The following is a 20,884-nucleotide window of genomic DNA, read 5'->3' as shown; positions in this document are numbered from 1 at the left end:
CCAAGGAAAGGAATGATTTTTTATGTATTTTTGGACGGAGTCGGGATCGCAAATTACGACCCAAAATCCAATCCATTTAGCCGTTTTGCCAAAGGATTTTTAGCACCCGTCGGAGGGATTCCGAAATCAGATGCGGACCTTCCGGTTTTGCTATCCAGGTTACATTATATCAAAACTGATGCCCATATGGGAGTGCCTGGCCTCCCCCAGTCAGCCACCGGCCAAACAGCTCTTTGGACGGGGATTCCTGGCCCAAAGGTTCTCGATCGCCATGTCAGTGGGTTTCCTACCATTACCCTTCGTAAAATCATCGCCAAATATTCCCTCATCAAAGTCCTAAACGAAAACGGACATCTCAGTGATTTTCTCAATTGTTTTTCCCCACCGTATCTAAAACATGTGGAAGAAAAACCAAAACTAGTTTCTGCCTCCACCTTAGTCCAGTTAGCAAGTGGACGTCCCTTAAAGAATTTCGAAGATCTTCGAAATGATCGTGGCCTGTATATGGATTTAACTCATGAAATTATGGGAACCTTGGGAATCGATATGTTAAAACAAGGCGACCCCCTCTTAGAAAGGCGAGATCCTTATGAACTTGGAAAACAATCCATAACTCGATTTGCTCACTACCAACTAGCTTTGTATGAATACTTTCTCACAGACAAGGTAGGCCATGCGATGGATTGGGAAAAGGCGGAACGTGTGATCCAAAACTTGGAAGATTTTTTCCGTGGGATCCTTGAGACACTCGATCCAGAAAAAGATTTACTGATCGTTTCGAGTGATCATGGAAATATGGAAGACTTAAGTCAAAAAAATCATACGGAAAACCCGGCGGCCACCATCCTTTATGGTAAGAATGCTGACCGCTTCGCAGAAAATATACATTCGCTTGCAGACATTGTTCCGGAAATTTATAAAACTTTCGGAATGGAGGAAGCCCTCCAGAATACAAAAACGAATGAATTTCTAATTAAGTCCGACTAAAATTCTAAATCACTTCCTGATTCTGGTTTTGTGGAAACCGAATTTGGTTTAGGTGAAAGAGAATCAGACGATACATCTGAACCATCAAGATCGTTGTGGTCGGTAAACTGATCGAGTGATTCTTTTTTCCATGCAATCGCCTTGTCGGTAATCTGGTTTTTAGGGTATTTATCTACAATCGTTTGAAATATGCCGGCCGCTTTTTCAAACTTACCTTGTCTGAAATATATAGTTCCTTTTTTGTATAAAGCTGCTTGGTCTAAAGAATAATCACTGTTATTCAAGGCTTTATTAATATAAGTCAGTGACTCTACTTGTTTACCCATGGCATCGTAAGACAACGCAATGTAATACAAAGCTTCCTCTTCCTTTTTAGGAGTTGGATTCACAGAAATTACTTTTTGGAAAAGTTCTACAGCTTTGGTGTATTGTTTTTTTGTATAATTATCTTTTGCATCTTTTAAAACAGAATCTTTGTATTCCCCTACTACTTTTTCATCTGCCCCAGCTAACTGGTCAGCTGTTTCAATGTATTCATCAAAAACATCAAAAGAAGCCCAGTCTTTCCCAAGTTTACGAAGAGACCTTCCCCAACCAATCCGTGACTCTGTATTGTTAGGATCTTCTTGTAAGGCCAAAGTATAATTTTTACGAGCAGTTTCAAAATTCCCCGTGCGGTAAAAATAATCACCGAGAGATAAAAAGGATTTGGATCTTAATTTATTATCAGAACTGGATTGCAAAACAGATTCTAAATGAGCCTTTCCTTCTGATTCATTACCAATCTTTAAAAGTATGTTCCCGAGAGAGTAACTTAATTTTTCCTTTTCCTCCGGTTTTACATTCGGATTCTTTTTTAGATCTTTGTAAATATCAAGCGCTGGATAAAAATCAGAATTTTTTTCTAGAGCCCTTGCCTGATTGTATTTGATTTGGAATTCATATTTTTCTACACCACGTTTCCCAGCTAACTCAGAAAAGATGGCAATTGCCTTTTCTTTACTTTGTGGATTAGATTGTTTTAAGTATTCTTCCCCTTCGGCAATTTTTTCCAAAATCACTTGAGATTGGTCTTCCTTTGCAGAAATATTGGTTTGGTAGTATGCAGTAGAAAGACCTGCAACGATAAATAAAAATCCTGCTAAAGTTACAATAATTCGATTCATAAATTCCCTCTACCCGCTTGACTTAGGGTTTGATTCGTCCAAAATTCCACTCGCGATGGTGAATAGGATTTAGTTTCCCGTTTCAAAAAACATTTAAGTGCTTTTTTTGTATCACCAGTTTTCAATGCACTCACTCCAAGGAAAAACATAGCTTTTCCTTTTAAGTATGCGTTCGTTTCATTCTTCAAATATTCTTCCAACCGATAAACGGCAGTTTCATATTTTTTTCTTATGACTGTTTCTTTGATGATTTGGTTTAGATCCGTTTGACCCAAATCATAATTTACCGTAGCCGATGTTTCTTCCTTAAAATCGTTCACTGGTTCCGAATTTTCTCTAGGAGGATAACTATCCGCAGGAGTTACAGCATGTTCGTTTTTATAAAGTTCGGATTTTTCAGGTTCTCTTTTTGGATGAGACTCCGCAACTACATTGGGTTCTTCTGGGGGAGCAATGTCTTTTGAAAAATCATATTTGAAATAAGATACATTTTCTTTTAAATTATAATCTTCTGGAATTCCATTGGATTTGGCAGTCACACCAAAATAGAGTTCATCAATTTCTTTTAACTCTTTAATGAAAAAATTTGTTTTGGGATGAAGGACAGTTGCGACTTTCACAACCGATCCTTGGCCAAAGGATGATGTCCCTTGGTTTAGAGGTTTTACAGAAGCATATAAACTGTATACAGTCGTTTCGTCGGCAGCTTCTGGGCTTATCCAACTAATGACTGCCCCTTTTCCGACTCTTTCATAACCAAGCCCTCTTACATGCATGGCACCACCAAAATCAGTTCGTGTATCGTTTGATGCTACTTCTTGTTTTGGTTTTTTAGGCGACTCTTCTACAATGACTTCTGCATTGTTTTTTTCTGTTTGTTTGATATAAAACACTCGCAAGGTGGACTTTTTATCTTCCAAAGGTAAGGTTTCTTCGCCACCCGCTTGTTTTACGGAAACGCCGTAATAGAGTGTTTGGGATTTATCCAAATCTTGATCTAAAAAAGAATTCACGGGATGAGTGAGTTCTGCCAACTTTTCTGCTTTTTGCATCAAAGGCAAACTTGTGAGAGGAGAATTAGAACGGTAAACAGTATAAAGGGTTCTTCCCGCAGTAGCACCGTTTGGTGGCGTCCAATTCAGACGAACATACTTTCTTTCGATATTTGCAGAAATTCCAGACACCCCACCCACCATGGATTGGATTCCCGCATCTGCAGGAAACGCTGGAAAGTCAGGATTTTGTCCCACAACTGGTGTGCCATTTTCTTCTGCAATGTGAACGGGAGTCACAGTATAGTTTTGGTTTGAAAATAGTTTCACTTCACGGCGACGAACGTCCGTTACCATAACTACCGCATAATAATAAGTTCCAGGTTTTAAATTGTAATCAAAATATACGCGGGTTGCATTGGAACCCGATGCTTTGTACCTACCAAGGGAATCAGCAATATATAATTTTTCGGGACTATCAATCATTACCGTGGACCGAGCCACAATGATTTCTCCATCTTCTTTGGGTGGATCCCAATCTAAACGAATCGATTTTTTATCAGGTAGGAGGCTAACATGAATTGCCTTCGCTATGGTTGGATAACGACTTTCCTCAAATCCAGAGTCTGCCGAAACCGGAACGAGAGACAATAGCAGTACAGCTGTCCAGAGTTGAATCGAGAACTTCATACTTAGATTTTCGGTGGCAAAGGTCCTCTAATTGAATTTTTCGTTTGTACTTTCCTAGCTTTTCTCTGAGAATTGTCATTATGTCCGAAACGGAATACTACCGTTCCCAAAGTTACCAGGAATATCTGCTCTCTAGCCATAGAAGAGAGGTCTGTCCTCCGGAAGATGTGTATGCATTTTTCAATTGGAAAGGCCTAAACAACCTAGTGGACTTCGGGAGTGGGCTTGGGTTCTATTTCCAAGAGTTTAGAAAATGGTTTCCCCATGTTTGGATCTGGGCTGCAGAATGCCAACAAGAGATCATTGATATGGTCCTTCGCCGCAAACTAATAGAAGGAATCGAACAACTCACTCCTTTCCATATGGACCAATCTGACCACCCCCTCCTTCCAGAATGGGTTCCTGTTCCTGAAATTATCTTTGCCTCACTCACACTTTCCACTTTTCCAAACCCAGGCCTTGCGATGGATGGACTCATCCGTTCTATGAAATCAGGAGGACGGTTGTTTATTATTGATTGGTCGAAAACTGAATCAGGTTTTGGCCCCAAAATCAATGAAAAGATATCTATGGACAAAATGAAATTCCTTGCTGAGGAATATAAATTGGAAGTCACTAAATCTGGTAGAATCTCTGAACATTTTTATGGAATGGAAGTGAAAGCTAGTTCCAACTTTATTTATGGTTACTATGATCTCAAAGAAGAAGAAGACGAAGATACAGCTGTATTCAAACAATAATTTTAAAAATTAGAACCATCCCCGTTTTTCTTTCCACTCATATTGTATGTGGAGTGAAGAACAAAAAGCCATCATCCTTTCAGACCATCCCATCAAACAAGTGATCGCCGGTGCAGGCTCTGGCAAAACAGCTACAATGGTAGGACTTTTGGAAGAAAGGGAAAAAAAGAATTCCTTCCTCCCTGAAAATACTCTCATAGTTACATTTACCAAAAAAGCCACAAAAGAATTTAAAGAACGATGCCATAAAAAAGCCCTCTCTTCAAAATATCATATCTCCACATTTCATGCGTTTTGTTATTTTGCTCTCAAACATTATGATACTTCCAAAAATTGGTCTCACTACAAACTTCTAAGTGATAGAAAAAAATGGGAAATTACAAAAGAATTTCTGCGTCCTCTGCAATTTGAGATTGGTGGGCTTCCTTTTCCCATCTTATTCAAAAATAATGGAAAAATCTTTCGTGAACTATCTATAGAAGGATATGAAGTTTACCAATCTTTCTTCCAAACCTGGAAAGAAAAAAATCATTACTTCGAGTTTGATGATTTGATCTTCGGTTTCCTCCATTTTTTAGATACAATTTCTGCTGATAGAGTGAAAGAAAAATGGAGAACACTCATCATTGATGAATTCCAAGACACAGATGAGGTTCAACTTCAGATCATTCAAAAAATGAATTTCCATTCCATTACGGTTGTGGGAGATGATTGGCAGGCTATCTACGGATTTCGCGGTGCCACTCCCAAACCATTTTTAGAATTTCCAAATCATTTTCCAGGAGTAGTCCAGTATTTTCTATCCACTAACTATCGTTCCAAGGATTCTATCATTCGCACTTCTTTACTTCCTCTAAAACACAACAAAGACAAAATCGAAAAACAAGTCCAAACTTTCCGCAAAGAAAAAGGGATCTTCCATGTAGAACGAATCAAAGATTCAAAAACAACTCCCATAACCATATGGCAAACATGGTATAAAAAAGATCCGGAATTGATCCTTCTCACTCGAAGTAATTTCAGGAAACGAGAATGGATCGAAAGTGGTGTTCCGCAAAACCAAGTAATGACGATCCACAGCGCCAAAGGTCTTGAATTCAGAACCGTCCTCCTTGACTTAGTTTTTGGTTGGAGTGAAGGCGAAAAGGAAATCAACGAAGCAGAAGAAAGAAGGATTCTCTACGTTGGCCTTTCGAGAGCAAAAGACAATTTGGTTCTCTTAATCGCGGATTCCTCCAAAACCAAACGACTGGCAGACAGATTGAGTGAGGATTTTTCAATCAGGAACCGATGGAGAAATCGTACTTTACGGTGGGCTCGGCTCTGGTGAAGTGGTTTTACCTTGGGGGATTAGCTCAGTTGGTTAGAGCGCTACCTTGACATGGTAGAGGTCACTGGTTCGAACCCAGTATCTCCCAAGTATTTAACTTTCTCCTCTTTTCATTTTTAATCTCATTCTCTTTCAGTTTCGACTTGCATCCTATTCGTGAATCATTAAAGTTCGAACCGATGAAACCTAAGTTCCTTGCAGAAGAATTCCTTTTGGCTTTGTATTTTATAGTATTTAGCATTATATCCGGACTTGTTCTGTATTTTGGACAAGCCACTGCCGGCGTCAAACTCGCCTCCCTCACTCTTTTATTCCATATCAGTTTTGCTGGTATCTGTTTGGCATTACGATGGCACACTCCTTTCCGTATTTGGAAATTTCTGGTTCCTTTATCCATTCTAATGGTATTTCCCGATTGGTTTCTTTCTGCCGTCTTACAAATATTAGTATTTCCAGAAGATGGATTTTTTAAGATAGGAACTGTTTCTGGTTATATGGCAGGTCTTTGGGCCATTCCCCTTTTTATCTGCGTTTATACTGGAATCAAATTGGAAGAAATGTCTGTTTCCATTGTGGGGACCTGCCTTTGGGTAGGTATCACTTCCTTAGTTATCTTTGGAACTTCTGAAGCTACAATGTGGGTTTTAGGATCTTGGTATGCACAGGATGTTAAGATGTGGGGAAAAGTCGCATATTATGTGTTAGTCCCTGAGATGATTTTAGGCATTACTGCCTATCTAGCCTACCAAGGTTTTTCTTATTCGGCCTACGTTTTCCAAATGGCAATTGGATTTTTAGTGATGATTCTCTATATTGGAAATCTATCTTTCTTTTACCTTCTCATTGAAAAAATTCTATAAAATTTCTCTTTCGATTTTTCTCCCCTCTCTCCTAGTTTTATTACTGGGAGAGGTGGCATTCAGGTTTCAATCTAAAACTGACGCTGAAGAAATTCGTTATAAAAAAATCCATTGTTTGTCTGGACTTTCTGAAATTCGTCTGTGTCCGAATGTAAACGACAGGTTTACCCGTAAAGATGGAAAAACTTGGGATATCCAAACCAATGCGTTAGGAGAAAGAATCCTTTCTAACAAAGAATTAACCACCGATCTTTGGTTACTCGGTGATTCTATGGCCATGGGTTATGGTTTGCCATCGAAGGAAACACCTGCTCATTATCTGGAAGCAAAATACAAGTTAGAGACCCGAGTCATTGCAGTAGATGCCATTGGAACCAATGGAATATTAAAACTTTTAAAAGAGACACTCGCATCGACAAAAAATGAAGACCAACCCAAACAAATCTATTGGATTTGGAATCCTTCCGATTTCATCGATGATACAGTAGAAAAAACTGGCCTAAAACGTTTTGTTTATCCAATCCATTACCTTCTCTCAAGATATTCCTTTCTTTACCGTAGACTTCTTCCCTCTCCTCCCACAAATGTGTACACTTCGTACGGTGATCCAATCCTCTATTCTAAAAATCACGTAACCTATAAGAACCTAAAAAATTTTTTTGCTGATCCGTCGATTCCTCATGGTAAAATTTCTGTCCTTTTTAGTTGGGGGATGTCTAGAATGGGAACCCCTGATACTAGGGATCCTAATTACGAAATGGCAAAAGATTTCTTTTTGGAACATGGCGTGAAAGTGATCGACCTCCGGAATAAGACAGAAGGTTTGTATAAAGAACAAAAACAAGTTTATATTCCGAACGATGGCCATCCAGGCCCAGCCTTAGCAGAACTTTTTGCCGATGCCATTGCTATGCACTTTCTAAATTTGCCTTAGAAATGCTTGATTCCCAGCTTGAATTCTAAAGTTTAGAGGGATATGATTCAAAACTGGAAACGATGGGGAGCCATTGTCCTATTTTTCCCGTTCGTGTTGCTGTCTTTGGAATTGATTTTACGTCTTTCCAATCCACCTGCTTTACGTTACTACCGCGATGTCAAACTCCTGCACGCTTACCATCCTGAATACGGAGTGGCCTTAGAACCGAATGAAAGCCGTTTTGTTCGTCATTATGCAGACTTATGGCAGGGCCAATTCACGACCAATTCACTCGGCCTTCGGGGTCTTGAAGAACCTGTGCCAGGTAAACCAAAACTCCTTTGTCTCGGTGATAGTTTGGTTATGGGATTTGGAGTTTCTGATGAAGATACATTTTGTTCTAGGCTCGGTGGGTTCGAAGAAAATGGAATGGTTTACCAAAGTCTCAATTTAGGAGTGGATGCCTATGGATCTCTTGGGTCATTCAAACGCCTGAAAGACATGTCTACTAAAATTGACAACATCCAAACGGTTCTATTTTTTATCTCTCCTAATGACTTTACAATGCCCGAAGAACTTCGCGCTCAAGGGATCCTTCCTGATGATGAAAACGATGCACTTCACGAAAATGATCCTGTTTGGAAACAAAACTTCCGCATTCAATTTGAGCTCACTCGAATCTCTTATCTTTTACAAGCGTTGAAGCTCGCTTTTGAGCAAACGAAAGTGAAAGTTGCACAATCCAAATATTTAGTTTCTGCAGATACAGAACAACTTACAACTTCTCCTTTAGTTTATTTAAGAGAAACTTTTTTTCTTCCCGTCAAACAACAAAAATGTGAAGACTCTGTAACATTCGTTTGCCCGACACCTTTACAAAATTTAAACGTAGTTTGTTCGGATACACCGATTGACCCGAGTGCCCTCGAACCATTACCAGAAACAACAACAAGAGCTTATGATTTGATGATTCAGCTTTCCCAAGAGAAAGGTTACCGGTTTGTTCCTGTCATCCTTCCCATGCAAATCGAAGAAGTGTATTGTAGACAAATGGGAAAATTCAATGCTCTCGGAACCTATGCCCTCAGGGCCAAATTGTATCTGGAAAAAAAAGGTGTCAAAACACTCGATATCCTGCCTTACACGGACAAAATGTGCGGACGTGAATTTACTTATCATGGAAAAACAAAAAAGGCAGGAATCCAAGATTATTACATTCCTGGTGATGGCCACCTAACACAATTAGGAAATTTATGGGCTGCTGAATCAATTCGTCATGCCTTAAAGGAAATAAAATAAAATGCTTTTTAATTCCGTTCACTATTTGTTATTTGCACCTGTTGTCATCCTTGTTTATTTCCTAATCCCCAAACGATTCCAGGGACTCTGGTTATTCATTGTTAGTTTGTATTTTTATGCAATTTTCAGGATTCCATTTCTCATCCTTTTAGTTTTTTCTTTTGTGATCACAAAACTATCCGTTGACTATATGGAGTTTACTTCTTCAAAAGCAAAAAAACTCTTTTGGTTGAATGTTGCCGTTTGGAGCAATTTAAGTTTACTTTTTGTTTTTAAGTATTTGGATTTTTCCATTACAGTTTGGAACCAAACTTTTTCCCTCACTCCTTGTGATCCAGAATTTGTACAAAAGTCGGGAATCCTACTACCCATGGGGATTAGTTTTTTCACCTTACAAGCAGTATCCTATGCTGTGGATGTTTATAAAGGTGTGGTGGAAAGAGCCAAATCCATATTCCATTTCGGACTCTTCCTTGCTTTTTTTCCCCAACTGGTTGCAGGTCCCATTTTACGTGCCAGTGACGTCCTCCACCAATTTTTAGATTCTAAAGACTTCACAAAAGAAAACCTCAAACAAGGGTTAAAACAGTTATTTTGGGGAATCTTTAAAAAGACCTTCATTGCCGATCCCGTATCTTACGTCATCGATCCTATGTATGCGAACCCTACCGAATACAATTGGATTGCCATGTGGATAGCAGCCTTTCTCTTTGCAGTGCAGATTTATTGTGATTTTTCTGGGTATTCTGACATTGCCATTGGAACTGCAAGAATCCTTGGTTTCCACATTCCGAAAAACTTTGACAGGCCGTTTTTATCAGGAACTCTCAGTGAACTTTGGAGGCGTTGGCATATTTCTTTTAGTTCTTGGTTACGAGACTATGTATACATCACTCTTGGTGGGAACAGAAGAGGAGAAATTATGGCCTATGTGAATCTCTTTCTCACTACCTTTGTTTCCGGAATTTGGCATGGTGCCGATTGGACTTTTGTTTTTTGGGGAACCCTTCACTCGACGATGATGGTAGTAGAAAAATTTGTATTCAAATTTGAAACCATGCGTAAGGCCTGGAACCGAGTTCCGCGCTCTATCCAACCAGTCTATCCTGTGGGTGTTTTTGTTTTGTCTTGTTTTTTCTTTCGTGCCAAGGCCACACCAGAAGTTCCGACAGGAATGGGCATCACCAAAATTATGTTAGAACGTGCCTTCACGGGAGCGAGTGGAATTTTTCCACAAATGAGTGTTAGTTTGGTGGTTCTCGTTGGATTTTTGTTTTTAGTAGATATCCTCCAAGACAGAAAGGAAGACAGGTTTGCCTTTATCACAGACAATCTCTACTTTCTCATTCCCACCTGCATTTTACTGTACATCACTTCCTTTATCATTTATAGTGTTACAGTTTCGAGTCCATTTCTCTACTTTCAATTCTAAACAAAAAAGCCGGCAATTTGCCGGCTTTGGTTCCAGATTCAGAAACGATCGATCGCAATTCTAAATTTGATTAACAAATGGAATCAAGTTTGTATTGCATTCTAAATAAAAAAATACTCAAATTGTTTTCTATTTAGAATTCTACTTTTGGAGCATTCTCTATCGTTTTTTGATCTTCTACTGTAAAAGTTGCTTTAGCATCATAACCAAAGGCTTTGGCAGTAAGAACCGCAGGGAACTGACGAATATAAACATTATACTCTTTTGTTGATTTGATAAATCGATTTCTAGCAACAGTGATTCTATTTTCTGTTCCTTCTAACTGTGCCATCAAATCAGAAAAGTGTTGGTCTGATTTTAATTGCGGATAGTTTTCTTGGATCATAAGGAGTCTAGACAATGCGGATCCCAACTGACCTTGCGCTTGGTCAAATTGTTTTAAACTTTCTGGATTGTTTACCAGCTCCGGAGTTGCTTGGATAGAACCAATTCTGGCTCTCGCATCGGCAATCCCTTTCATAATATCTTTTTCTTGGTTTGCAAATCCTTTGACTGCAGAGACCAAATTGGGAACTAAATCTGCTCTTCGTTTGTATTGGTTGAGAACTTCCGCCCAAGAAGCAGTGACTTCTTCATCCAACTCTTGGATACGGTTGTAACCACAGTTGGTAAGCAGTGTTGCCATAAGGGAAACTAGAAAAACGGTTCGAAACATTCTTGTCATGGTGATTGTATACCTACGCTTTAGTCGGTCTGCAACACCATTTTGTTAAAAAAATTAGTAACGAAACGGTTTTATGGCTTTTGCCCAACGATTTTCTGATTCTTTCAAATAGATTTCCAGGTCAGAATCAGTGAGTTTTCCGTTCAAATAGTCTAATAGTGTAGCATCTCCCGCGAGAAGTTCTATGGCCGGCCTGTCAGAACGGAACTCATACACTCCTTTCAAATATTCGAATTCATTGGGAAATAAATCCGCCAGTTGTTTCAAAAAAAATAAAACAAAATACAGGGAATGGAATTGTTTTGGTTTTAATACCATCAACTGGTATCCTTCACAAATCTTATTTGCATATTTATGAAAGGTGGGTAAAAAACGTAAGTTTCGCAATCGGAAGGTTTCCAGTTGGTGAGACAACATTCGTTTGTCCAATTCTTCTTTTGGTTTCCCTACAAGATACGGTGCTCCGAAGGTTTCAAAAGGTTTGGTAGTTCCACGTCCTTCGGATAGGTTTGTTCCTTCTAATAAACACATCCCTGGATACACCAAGCAGGTGTTTTGTGTCGGAATGTTAGGAGAAGGTGGAACCCATTCCAAATTAGAAAATGATTTTGGATGAATCACGCCCACAGGAACTACCACGACATCCACTTTCAACTCAAACGTTTCATTATAATATGATAATAGTCCCCCAGGAGTGAGTCCATGTCTATGTAAGACGGATGTGACTCCAACAAAAGACTCAAATTCTTTTTGTAAAGGAGTGCCTTCAATTTTTTTACCAATAGGATTTGGGGAATCCACCACCAAAAAAAGAGGGGCCTTACCCGTTTCTTTTTTTAGCCGAGAGAGCTCACCTAAGATATAATAAGCGGTAGTTAGAAAAGTATAATATCGAGAGCCTACATCTTTAATATCAATAATCACTACATCAACGTTGGTTAATGAACTTCGGGGTGGAACTAGACTTTTTTCTTCTTTTCCATAGAGATTTACAATCTGCATACCCCCGAATAGGTATTGCAGTTCATCTCCGCTAACCTGGTCTTGTAACTCAGCAAAGAGTCCATGTTCCGGTAAAAATATAGTTTTTAGATCAAAAATTTCCGCATAGGTTTGGAAGTGGTATTTTCCGTGAAAACCAAAAGCACTTTGGTTTGTAAGAATTGCCGCCTTACATCCGCTTAACTTAAATATATTTTTTAAAAATTTCATTTTGACTTTCGAATCTGTTCTTTAGTTTCCTCAGCCAATTCCCAAATTTTCCGCATTTTGTCTTCGTCAATGGGAAGACCAGAACTGAACAAATCTCGAAAGGCAGTTAGCTGTTGGATGAAATCATCGATCGATTTACGTAAAAAACTTTGATTCTCTTTGAAAATGGAAATCCACATATCGGGATTGGATCCAGCAATCCTAGACATATCTCGAAACCCTCCACCAGTGATCGGTCTTGAAATTCCCATTACCTCTTTCATGGTTGTGGCATTGGAACCCGCCACATTCACAAGAATCGTTGAGATCACATGAGGAAGATGGGATAAATTTGCCAAAGTTTCATCATGAGATTTCGAATCCATCTCCATTGTCCAAGAACCAATGGATTCCCAAAACAAACGTACCCACTCCAAACTTGCGTTAGATGCAGATTTGGGTTTTGTTAGAATACAAAGTTTATCTACATAAAGATCTGCGACCGCTGCCTCAGGGCCTGCTTGTTCCGATCCGCACATAGGGTGTGTTGAAATATAATTGTGGGTTTTATCACCGTAAAAGTTCTCAACCGCAGAAACTATGGTCTCCTTAGTAGATCCCAAATCTATAAAAATGGTATCCCCTGACTTAGGCAAACTAGGAATGATTTTTAGTATTGATTCTACAGGTGTACTAAATACCACCAAATCATAGCTAGACCAATTGGGTGACAAAAACTCGGATTGTAAATAAACTTCGTTTGTTAATCCTTTGGACCTAATTATTGTTTTACTTTTTTCGGAACGAACTACAGCAGAAATGGCAACGTTTGGAAATTTTTTACGTAATGAAAGAGCAAGCGAGCCACCCATAAGCCCCATGCCATAAATCAAAACTTTTGAGAGGTTCATGTGGGAAAGGATCCAGCTGTTGGATACGAACCGAGAAGTTTAAATAATGTACATTGTGATTTTACTTTTTGGAGAAGTTCTGCAATTTTTGGATCTTCTTTATGGCCTATAAAATCTACGAAAAAATGGTATTCCCATAAGTTCCGTTTCAAAGGTCTAGATTCAATTTTGGTAAGGTTGACCGATACATCATTGAATGTTTTTAAAATCGCAAATAATGAACCCGTTTGGTTTGGAATAGAAAATACAATGGATGTTTTATCTTCTTTGGTTTTTGCAGATTCCGTTTTTCCAATGACCAAAAACCTTGTGGTGTTACCCGAATAATCTTCGATCCCTTCTGCAATCACATTTAAATTATAAATTTCACCAGCGATTTTTGAAGCAATCGCAAGCCCGTCTTTTCTTTCAGAAACTAACTTTGCCGCCATGGCCGTGGAAGATGTATCGACTACTTCTGCATTGGGAAGGTTTGCGGAAATCCAATTACGGCATTGTTCATTCCCGATCCGAATTCCATAGATTTTTTTAACGGCAGCAAGATCAGTTTCAAATCCTAACAATGAAAATGAAATCCTTTGGTATAACTCTGAATAAACGATAAGATCTGTTTCTAAAAACATATCTAGAGTAGAACTTACTTGTCCTTCAGTAGAATTCTCAACAGGAACCACTCCATAATCTAACTTCCCCTCTTCTACCATTCGGAAAACATCCGGGATGGATGTTTGTGGGGCAGCATCAATGGAGGTTCCAAATTTTGAACGCATAGCAGAATGAGAAAAACTTCCCTCAGGACCCAAAAATCCAATCTTTAACGGGTGTTCTAAGGCAATGGTTCCAGACATCATCTCCCGGTAAATCGCACGGATCACAGAAGCCGGGAGTGGCCCACCAGATAACTTAGTTACCTTTTCATATACATCTTTTTCACGATCGGGTCGGTAGATCGGACCACCAGATTCTTTTTTGACACGACCAATTTCTTGTGCAAAACCTGCACGTTTTTGAATCAGCCCAATAATTTCTATATCTAATGAATCAATGCCGGCACGGAGTTTTTTTAATTCTTCTTCTGCACTACTCATTTAGGCCTCTTCTTGTAATTCGTCTGGCAGTGTGCTCAAATCAAAATCAGGATTCATTTCCGTTTCATCGGTAACAATAATGGATTCGGGAGAAAATTCTTCGAACTTCAGTTCCTTTACTTCCACAGGAGTTGGAAGGTCTGTGAGTTTACTTAGGCCAAAGTGTAACAAAAATTCGTTAGTAGTGCCATACAACGTGGGTCTTCCTGGAACTTCTTTTTGTCCCACAGCTTTCACTAGTTTTTTAGACATAAGGCTTGCCACCATAGCCCTGGAAGACACACCGCGAATTTCATCTAGTTCTGTTAAAGTGATGGGTTGTTTGTAGGCAATGATTGCCAGAGTGTCCAAAGTTCCCCGAGAGAGGGTTTCTCTTTTTTTATCTTTAAAGATATGGGCGAGTATTTCGCTGTATTTTTGGTTGGTAATGAATTGGTATCCACCAGCGATTTCTCTAAGTAAAAAACCACCTTCTTTTTCTTGGTAATCGAGAATGAGTTCGTCTAGGAGTTCTCGGGCTTCTGTTTTTTCGATCCCGGCGGACTTGGCAAGTGCAGACAATTTGATCGGATCCGAAGACAAAAAGAGAAGCGCCTCAAGAAGGCCCTTAGTATAAGTTCTTTCTTCCAAATTGATCTAAACCTTGACTATTTTGATTTCACCGAAAACTGCATGTTGGAGAACTTTGCAAACTCGGATTTTAACAACTTCTAATACGGCAAGGAAGGCAGCGACGATTTCTTTTTTTTCCGGTTTTTCTGTTTCAAACAAATCCATAAAATGGATTTCTCCGGTTTTTTCTAAGAGATTTTGCAAATATGCCATTTTGTCTTCTACGGAGTATTGGGCCACACCCTCGTAGATGGGTAAAAGATCTTCTACCTCATTGGAACTTTCCTGTTCCAAAATGGAATTAAACGCAGAGATAAGATCCACAAGACTTACGTCCAACCAAACTTCCGTTTCATCCAACACTTGGTTGGTTTCCCGGGTAAACATACCTGCGGTCAACCGGTCCAGTTCCGCCAAACGTTGTCCGGCTATTTGGAATTTTTTGTGTTCTAATAGTTTATCGACTAGTTCTTTCGGGAGTGGAGGATCATAATCCTCTTCCTCAAAACCAGGGTCAGGCAATAATGCTTTTGATTTTAAATATACCAAATGAGCTGCCATCACGGCAAACTCAGATGTAAGTTCAATCGACAAAGACTGACTCGTTCTCAAAAATTGAATGAAATCGGATGTGATACGCGAAAGGGAGACTTCAAAAATATCCACCTTATAACTATCAATCAGAGACCATAGAACCGTTAGCGGTCCTTCTGTCAATCCTCCGTCCTGGTTCTGCCACCGGACGATAAACTCCGGGGTTTGGGACACGGTTTATAGACCCAGTGCTTTTGCTGCTGCTTGTTGCAATCTTTCTGGAGGGAAAGGTTTTACTACAAAATCCTTTACACCCATCTTAATTGCTTTGGCCAGTAAGTCTTCTTGCCCAAGAGCAGTTACCATAATGATTTTGGCAGAAGCATCAAATTTGATAATTTCCTTTGTTGCTTCAATCCCATCTTTTTCACGCATGGTAATGTCCATTGTGACGAGATCTGGTTTGAGGTTTTTGTATTGTTCCACCGCAATATTACCATTCTCTGCTTCACCAACGATCTCGTGACCTGCTCCAACTAACGCATCTTTTACGAGCGTTCTCATGAATTTTGCATCATCTACAACCAAAATTCTTGCCATGTTAATTCCCTCTCGACTTTAATAATTCAATCATCTTTGGTACTAATTCATCCACCGGAAGAACAAAATCAATTCCTCCCAATTCCACTGCAACACGGTTCATTCCGTAAACTACCGATGTTGCTTCATTCTGCGCCAGAGTAATACCTCCCTTGGCGTGAATGTTGGCAATTGCTTGCGACCCATCTTTTCCCATACCAGTCATGATCATGGATAAAAGGTGGTCTCCACCGTAAGCATCTACCAGACTATCAAACAATACTTCTATGGAAGGCCTGTGCCCATTGACCTGACCTGTGTGGGTGAGTTCAATGACATGATCCTTTCCCTTTGTGACCACCTTCATTTGGTAATCGCCGGGAGCAATGTAAGCGGTTCCCGATTGGACAAGATCGCCATCTTCCGCTTCTTTCACCTGTATTTTAGACAAGGTATTCAATCTGTCTGCAAATGCCTTCGTAAATCCTGCAGGCATATGTTGTACCACAAAGATTGGTTTTGCAAAGTCCTCGGGAATACTTGCAAAAACAGTCTGCAAAGCTTTAGGTCCTCCAGTGGAGGTCCCAATTCCGATAGCCTCTACTTTGATTGGTTTTTGAAAACTTTTATTTAATTGGCGTTCCGTACGCTCTGGTCGAACCAAAGTTTCGATACTAGGCAGTTTAGAATCTGAAAATCCTTTGATTTTTGCGGACAAAACCGCAGCTATATCTTCCGGTGAGAACTGGTTTCCACTGGATGGCTTGGGAATGAAGTCCACTGCACCTAGTTCCAATGCTTTGAACGTTGCATCAGCACCATGTTGGGTCAGTACAGAAAGCATGATCACATGGCTTGGCAGTTTTAATTTTTTAATTTCTGCCAATGCGGTGAGACCATCCATGATTGGCATCTCTATATCTAAAACAATAAAGTCTGGTTTTAATTTACCCGCTAAATCAATACAATCCATTCCGGTTTTACCGGTAGCAATCACCTGCACTTCATCCTTTTTGGTGAGGGCATCACTTAATATATTCCTCACGAGAAGTGAGTCGTCTATAATGGCAACAGTTGGTTTTTTATTCATGATTTATGAATTAAATCTACCAGTTCGTCAAAATCAGGTAAGAATACCAAAACACCAATTAGGTTACTACCTTGGTGATTAAATTCTGTATGCATGGATAAAAACTTTGTCCGTTCCGGTTTTACAATGTCGATCACATCCATAAAACTTCCGGTAATCATTTCTGGAACCGAAGGCAAAATTTCTTTTTTTAATTTATTAGAAAGAGAGTTCATCACACTCGAACAAACAATATTGGAAATTTCCGATAATACAGAAACCATATCTTCAGATAGTTTGTGATGGCTACCTTCAGCATACTTTGCATCTTCAGATCCAAGAAGTTCTTTTGCAATTTCAGATCCGTTTTCTTCAGAAAACATCATAAGTAGATTTCCGTTGAGATCTCCAGTCATTCGAATCTTCATTCCAAAAAACTGATCCATTGAATATCGAAATTCTTTAGCTAATCCTTCACGATCGGTAAGTTTGATTTCAGGAATAAAAAGTTCTACATCTTTTCCAACTAACTGAGATAGAACAACACCAGCATTCATCATACCCGTGTTCACAATGTTTTCCAATTTTTTGATATCTTTAGAAGACATGATCTCGTTGATTGCATCAGAATTCAATGCAGCCACTTGATTTAATCTTTCTTCTTTTTGTTCCACAAAACCTTTAATGATTTCTGCGGCTTGTTCCCTTTCAGTCAGCTTGACATTTTCAATTTTTGCCACATCTGCCAGACGATGGATTTCATCTGTTTTGTGATCAATGACTAGGGTTGCTGTAGAGGCATTAGAAGACTCGTTTGAGTCACCATTGACAACAGTTTCTGTTTTGATTACTTCCGTTGTGATTTTGAGGTTGGTTGCAGGTTCTTCTGCATACACCTCTTCTTTTGGAACAATGATATGTTTTTCTATTTTATGTTTATCTTTTTTAACACGTGATTTGTCTTTTGCACGTAATTCTATCAACTTCGCATTATAACGGTTGGTAGGATGATTGGATTTGAACATAAATTCAGAATCAGACATCTCAAGAGAACGAATGGTTGAGGCCCGTTTCATCATCTCACCGGCAACTAACTGATCCGTCCAATCTACTTTGTCCGCCGCAATTTCCACAAGGCCTGGAATGTCCAAAACAAGAATGATGGTTCCATCACCCATGATGGTGGCACCTGTTAGCCCTTGGATGTCTTTGAAGTTTTTACCTAAAGATTTGATTACGGTTTCATGTTTTCCGATCAGATCATCTACCATGAATCCTAGTTTTCTCGTTTTGTAATTCACGATGACAACAGGGACTTCCACCATCTCTTGTTTGTCGGCAAGCCCAAGGATACGGTTCAAACGGTAGATCGGCAATACTTCTCCGCGTAAATTGATGATCTCGTGTCCTTCGAGAGTTGTGATTTGGTCCAAATTGACTTTGATCGTTTCAGAAACTTCTGATAGAGGGAAAGCATACACTTCCTCTTCCATAATTACAAGGATAGATGGAATGATCGCAAGTGCTTGTGGGAAAGAAAGAGTAAAGGAAGAGCCCTTTCCTTCTTCGGAATGGATGAGGATTTTGCCCTTAAACTCTTCTATGAGTTTATTGACTACGTTCATCCCCACACCACGTCCAGAAATATCAGAAATTTTATCGGCAGTGGAAAAACCAGGAGCAAAGATAAATTGGAAGATATCGGACTCCGAAAGGTTTTGTGCATCGGATTCATTCACAAGCCCACGTTCGATTGCTTTTTTCAGAATTTTGTCTTTGTTTAAACCCTTACCATCGTCACGAATTTCTACCAGGATATTCGATCCACCTTGGTAAGCATTGAGTTCAACAGTTCCTTCTTCCGGTTTGCCTGCTGCCCTTCTTTCCGAAGGAGATTCAATTCCATGATCTACCGAATTCCGAATGAGATGGATGAGTGGTTCCCCAATTGCATCGATTACTTTTTTATCTAGTTCTGTGTTTTCACCACGTAAAACAAGATTTACTTGTTTTCCCGTTTCTAAAGAAAGATCACGAATGAGTCTTGTGAACCTGTTGAATACAGATCCAATCGGAACCATTCGAATATTCATAATTCCAGTTTGTAAGTCTTTGGAAATTCGATTGATTTGATCGATTTTGCCTTTGAGTTCATTAAAAAGTGAATCTTCACCAAACTGTGCCACCAAATCATCGTAGATCTTTTGGAATCCAGAGTTGGTAATCACAAGTTCTCCAACGTTATTCATCAGTTGGTCAAGTTTATCCGAAGAAACTTTGATGGTTCTCATCACCACCTTAGAATCAGTAACCGCTTTATCAAAGTTAGCTGAACCTTTAGATAAATGTTTATCTTCTAAGTCTGATTGGCCTAAAGGATGGTTTGCCGTTTGTGCAGAAGAAGATTCAGACCTTTTTTCAAGGGCTTCCATTTCTGTTTCTGGAAGTTTGATTTCTTCTACAGAAAGTGAATCCACCATGTCAATATTACACTGAACATGCAACTCGTGTTTGTTAAGCTTTGTGACAGTTACAAAGGAAAGTGCAAAACTTCCTTGGCCATTGTCTAAGGCATCTTCGGAAGGATTACATTTGATGATTCCACCAGATTGTTTGACCGATTGCAAAATGAGGAGTAACCGTAAGTTCTGCATCGGAGTATCGTCTTTTAACTTCAAATTTACGACAAAGGCAGTAAGATCGCTATCTTCTTTTAAAGACTGGCGAATTTCGGAAATTTCTTCCTCTGTAAGAGTGATGGACGAAGTAGAATTTTCGGTAGACTTTCCTTGTGTATTGGACTTTGGAGTGCTAGAACTAACACCAGTTTGCGTCGGAGCTGCCTCATAGTCCTGGAGTTTTTTAATCATATCCGTAAATGGTGTTTCAACCTTTACCCCATTGGCAACACCTTCGATTACCTGTTTAATGAGATCAAAACATTCAAATAATAAATTCACCAACTTAACGTTGATTTCCAAACTTCCTTCTCGAATTTTCTGGAGAAGGTTTTCCATCGTGTGAGACAAATCGGATAAATTATACAATCCAACAAAAGCAGAAGAACTTTTTAAAGAGTGTGCCGCACGAAAGATATCATTGATGATTTCCGGGTTTTCATGGTCTTTCTCGAGTTTCACCAAATTGGAATTTAATTCCTCAATTTGATCCTCAGATTCTTCCAGGAAAACTTCTGTGTATTCGCCTAAAATTCCAGCCAATGTCGTATCCCTTTCTCTTTACTTTGCGGATGAAACAAAATCAACAATTTGTTCCAAATCCAAATTCAAAATCAAATGGTCTTCGTATCTTGATACTGATTCAACCATCTTACTATAGTTTAACGACAAGTCATCAGTTGTATAACTAATAAAATCTTTTTGGATTTTAACAACTTGTTTGACTTCATCAACAAGAACCCCAATTCGTTTTTCATCTAACATAATAACGATGATACGTGATATTGGAAAAATTTCTGAATCAGTTCCATGGAATCTTTTTTTCAAATCCACGATGGGGATGATCTCTCCTCTAAGGTTGATCACACCTAAAATGTAATCATCTACGTTGGGAATCCGAGTGATTAAAACTGGTTTTAAAATTTCATGAACCAAAAGTAATCGAATCCCAAAGAATTCTTTATCAATGGTAAATGTGAGGAACTGTTCCAAGTCTCCCAGATCGGACTCTTGTTCCATTTTGGTTTTTTCCGCCAGGGATGTGAGTAATGTTTCTTGGTCCATATGCTACCTGGAATCCTGTCA

Annotated in this window: 19 protein-coding genes and 1 tRNA gene; 8 read left to right on the top strand and 12 right to left on the bottom strand. The window is 39.2% G+C overall.

Annotation, left to right across the window (positions count from 1 at the left end):
- Nucleotides 1–12 precede the first annotated feature (12 nt).
- Nucleotides 13–987, top strand: coding sequence for an alkaline phosphatase family protein (locus LEP1GSC203_RS17225; RefSeq protein ID WP_002975501.1), 975 nt, complete (start codon nt 13–15; stop codon nt 985–987).
- On the opposite strand, the gene LEP1GSC203_RS17220 is transcribed toward LEP1GSC203_RS17225, so the two are convergent.
- Together LEP1GSC203_RS17220 and LEP1GSC203_RS17215 are read right to left on the bottom strand one after the other, a co-directional pair.
- Complete coding sequence (locus LEP1GSC203_RS17220) at nt 984–2,153, bottom strand: tetratricopeptide repeat protein (protein ID WP_002975232.1); 1,170 nt, start codon at nt 2,151–2,153, stop codon at nt 984–986. The two genes, LEP1GSC203_RS17225 and LEP1GSC203_RS17220, sit on opposite strands and share 4 nt — an antisense overlap.
- Nucleotides 2,150–3,835, bottom strand: a complete 1,686-nt coding sequence (locus LEP1GSC203_RS17215; RefSeq protein WP_051064192.1) for a hypothetical protein — start codon at nt 3,833–3,835, stop codon at nt 2,150–2,152. The genes LEP1GSC203_RS17220 and LEP1GSC203_RS17215 overlap by 4 nt, the downstream gene beginning before the upstream one ends.
- An 80-nt stretch (nt 3,836–3,915) precedes the next feature.
- Between LEP1GSC203_RS17215 and LEP1GSC203_RS17210 the strand changes: the two genes are divergently transcribed.
- From LEP1GSC203_RS17210 to LEP1GSC203_RS17180, 7 genes are all read left to right on the top strand, one after another.
- Entirely contained in the window at nt 3,916–4,575 is a 660-nt protein-coding gene (locus tag LEP1GSC203_RS17210) for a class I SAM-dependent methyltransferase (protein ID WP_002975395.1), read from the top strand.
- A gap of 46 nt (nt 4,576–4,621) precedes the next feature.
- Entirely contained in the window at nt 4,622–5,905 is a 1,284-nt protein-coding gene (locus LEP1GSC203_RS17205) for a UvrD-helicase domain-containing protein (protein WP_002975288.1), read from the top strand.
- A 14-nt stretch (nt 5,906–5,919) separates the two neighbouring features.
- A tRNA-Val gene (locus tag LEP1GSC203_RS17200) sits at nt 5,920–5,993 on the top strand.
- A gap of 91 nt (nt 5,994–6,084) precedes the next feature.
- The gene (locus tag LEP1GSC203_RS17195; RefSeq protein WP_002975363.1) at nt 6,085–6,765 is read left to right on the top strand and encodes a DUF6989 domain-containing protein; all 681 of its coding nucleotides are present in this window, start codon (nt 6,085–6,087) and stop codon (nt 6,763–6,765) included.
- The gene (locus tag LEP1GSC203_RS17190; RefSeq protein WP_002975526.1) at nt 6,749–7,699 is read left to right on the top strand and encodes an LA_2486 family SGNH/GDSL-type esterase; all 951 of its coding nucleotides are present in this window, start codon (nt 6,749–6,751) and stop codon (nt 7,697–7,699) included. The genes LEP1GSC203_RS17195 and LEP1GSC203_RS17190 overlap by 17 nt, the downstream gene beginning before the upstream one ends.
- Nucleotides 7,700–7,741: 42 nt before the next feature.
- A complete protein-coding gene (locus tag LEP1GSC203_RS17185; RefSeq protein ID WP_002975258.1) occupies nt 7,742–8,980 on the top strand; it encodes an LA_2490 family SGNH/GDSL-type esterase in 1,239 nt (412 codons plus the stop codon).
- A 1-nt stretch (nt 8,981) separates the two neighbouring features.
- Complete coding sequence (locus LEP1GSC203_RS17180) at nt 8,982–10,412, top strand: MBOAT family O-acyltransferase (protein ID WP_002975420.1); 1,431 nt, start codon at nt 8,982–8,984, stop codon at nt 10,410–10,412.
- A 133-nt stretch (nt 10,413–10,545) separates the two neighbouring features.
- Here LEP1GSC203_RS17180 and LEP1GSC203_RS17175 read toward each other — a convergent pair whose 3' ends face one another.
- Genes LEP1GSC203_RS17175 through LEP1GSC203_RS17130 form a run of 10 tightly spaced genes read right to left on the bottom strand, consistent with a single transcriptional unit; the run spans nt 10,546 to nt 20,863 of the window.
- The gene (locus tag LEP1GSC203_RS17175) at nt 10,546–11,136 is read right to left on the bottom strand and encodes a LemA family protein (protein ID WP_002975372.1); all 591 of its coding nucleotides are present in this window, start codon (nt 11,134–11,136) and stop codon (nt 10,546–10,548) included.
- 54 nt (nt 11,137–11,190) lie between these two features.
- Nucleotides 11,191–12,348, bottom strand: coding sequence for a DUF1343 domain-containing protein (locus LEP1GSC203_RS17170; RefSeq protein WP_002975471.1), 1,158 nt, complete (start codon nt 12,346–12,348; stop codon nt 11,191–11,193).
- Nucleotides 12,345–13,238 carry a prephenate dehydrogenase gene (locus LEP1GSC203_RS17165; protein WP_002975219.1) on the bottom strand — a complete coding sequence of 298 codons (894 nt, stop codon included), beginning with the start codon at nt 13,236–13,238 and terminating at the stop codon, nt 12,345–12,347. Before LEP1GSC203_RS17165 ends, LEP1GSC203_RS17170 begins: the two co-directional genes overlap by 4 nt.
- Nucleotides 13,235–14,326, bottom strand: a complete 1,092-nt coding sequence (gene pheA, locus LEP1GSC203_RS17160) for a prephenate dehydratase (protein ID WP_002975260.1) — start codon at nt 14,324–14,326, stop codon at nt 13,235–13,237. The genes LEP1GSC203_RS17165 and pheA overlap by 4 nt, the downstream gene beginning before the upstream one ends.
- Complete coding sequence (gene scpB, locus LEP1GSC203_RS17155) at nt 14,327–14,956, bottom strand: SMC-Scp complex subunit ScpB (protein WP_002975366.1); 630 nt, start codon at nt 14,954–14,956, stop codon at nt 14,327–14,329.
- Between the two features lie 6 nt (nt 14,957–14,962).
- Nucleotides 14,963–15,706 (bottom strand): segregation and condensation protein A, encoded by a 744-nt coding sequence (locus LEP1GSC203_RS17150; protein ID WP_039938334.1) that lies wholly within the window; start codon nt 15,704–15,706, stop codon nt 14,963–14,965.
- A gap of 3 nt (nt 15,707–15,709) precedes the next feature.
- Complete coding sequence (locus tag LEP1GSC203_RS17145) at nt 15,710–16,072, bottom strand: response regulator (RefSeq protein WP_002975323.1); 363 nt, start codon at nt 16,070–16,072, stop codon at nt 15,710–15,712.
- 1 nt (nt 16,073) lies between these two features.
- Nucleotides 16,074–17,141, bottom strand: a complete 1,068-nt coding sequence (locus LEP1GSC203_RS17140) for a protein-glutamate methylesterase/protein-glutamine glutaminase (protein ID WP_002975246.1) — start codon at nt 17,139–17,141, stop codon at nt 16,074–16,076.
- Nucleotides 17,138–20,341 carry a chemotaxis protein CheW gene (locus LEP1GSC203_RS17135; protein WP_002975506.1) on the bottom strand — a complete coding sequence of 1,068 codons (3,204 nt, stop codon included), beginning with the start codon at nt 20,339–20,341 and terminating at the stop codon, nt 17,138–17,140. The genes LEP1GSC203_RS17140 and LEP1GSC203_RS17135 overlap by 4 nt, the downstream gene beginning before the upstream one ends.
- Before the next feature lie 18 nt (nt 20,342–20,359).
- The gene (locus LEP1GSC203_RS17130; protein WP_002975301.1) at nt 20,360–20,863 is read right to left on the bottom strand and encodes a chemotaxis protein CheW; all 504 of its coding nucleotides are present in this window, start codon (nt 20,861–20,863) and stop codon (nt 20,360–20,362) included.
- Nucleotides 20,864–20,884: the final 21 nt, after the last annotated feature.

It is taken from the genome of Leptospira terpstrae serovar Hualin str. LT 11-33 = ATCC 700639 (genome assembly GCF_000332495.1).
Lineage (GTDB): Bacteria > Spirochaetota > Leptospiria > Leptospirales > Leptospiraceae > Leptospira_A > Leptospira_A terpstrae.
This window is presented reverse-complemented; position numbering and strand designations above follow the sequence as displayed.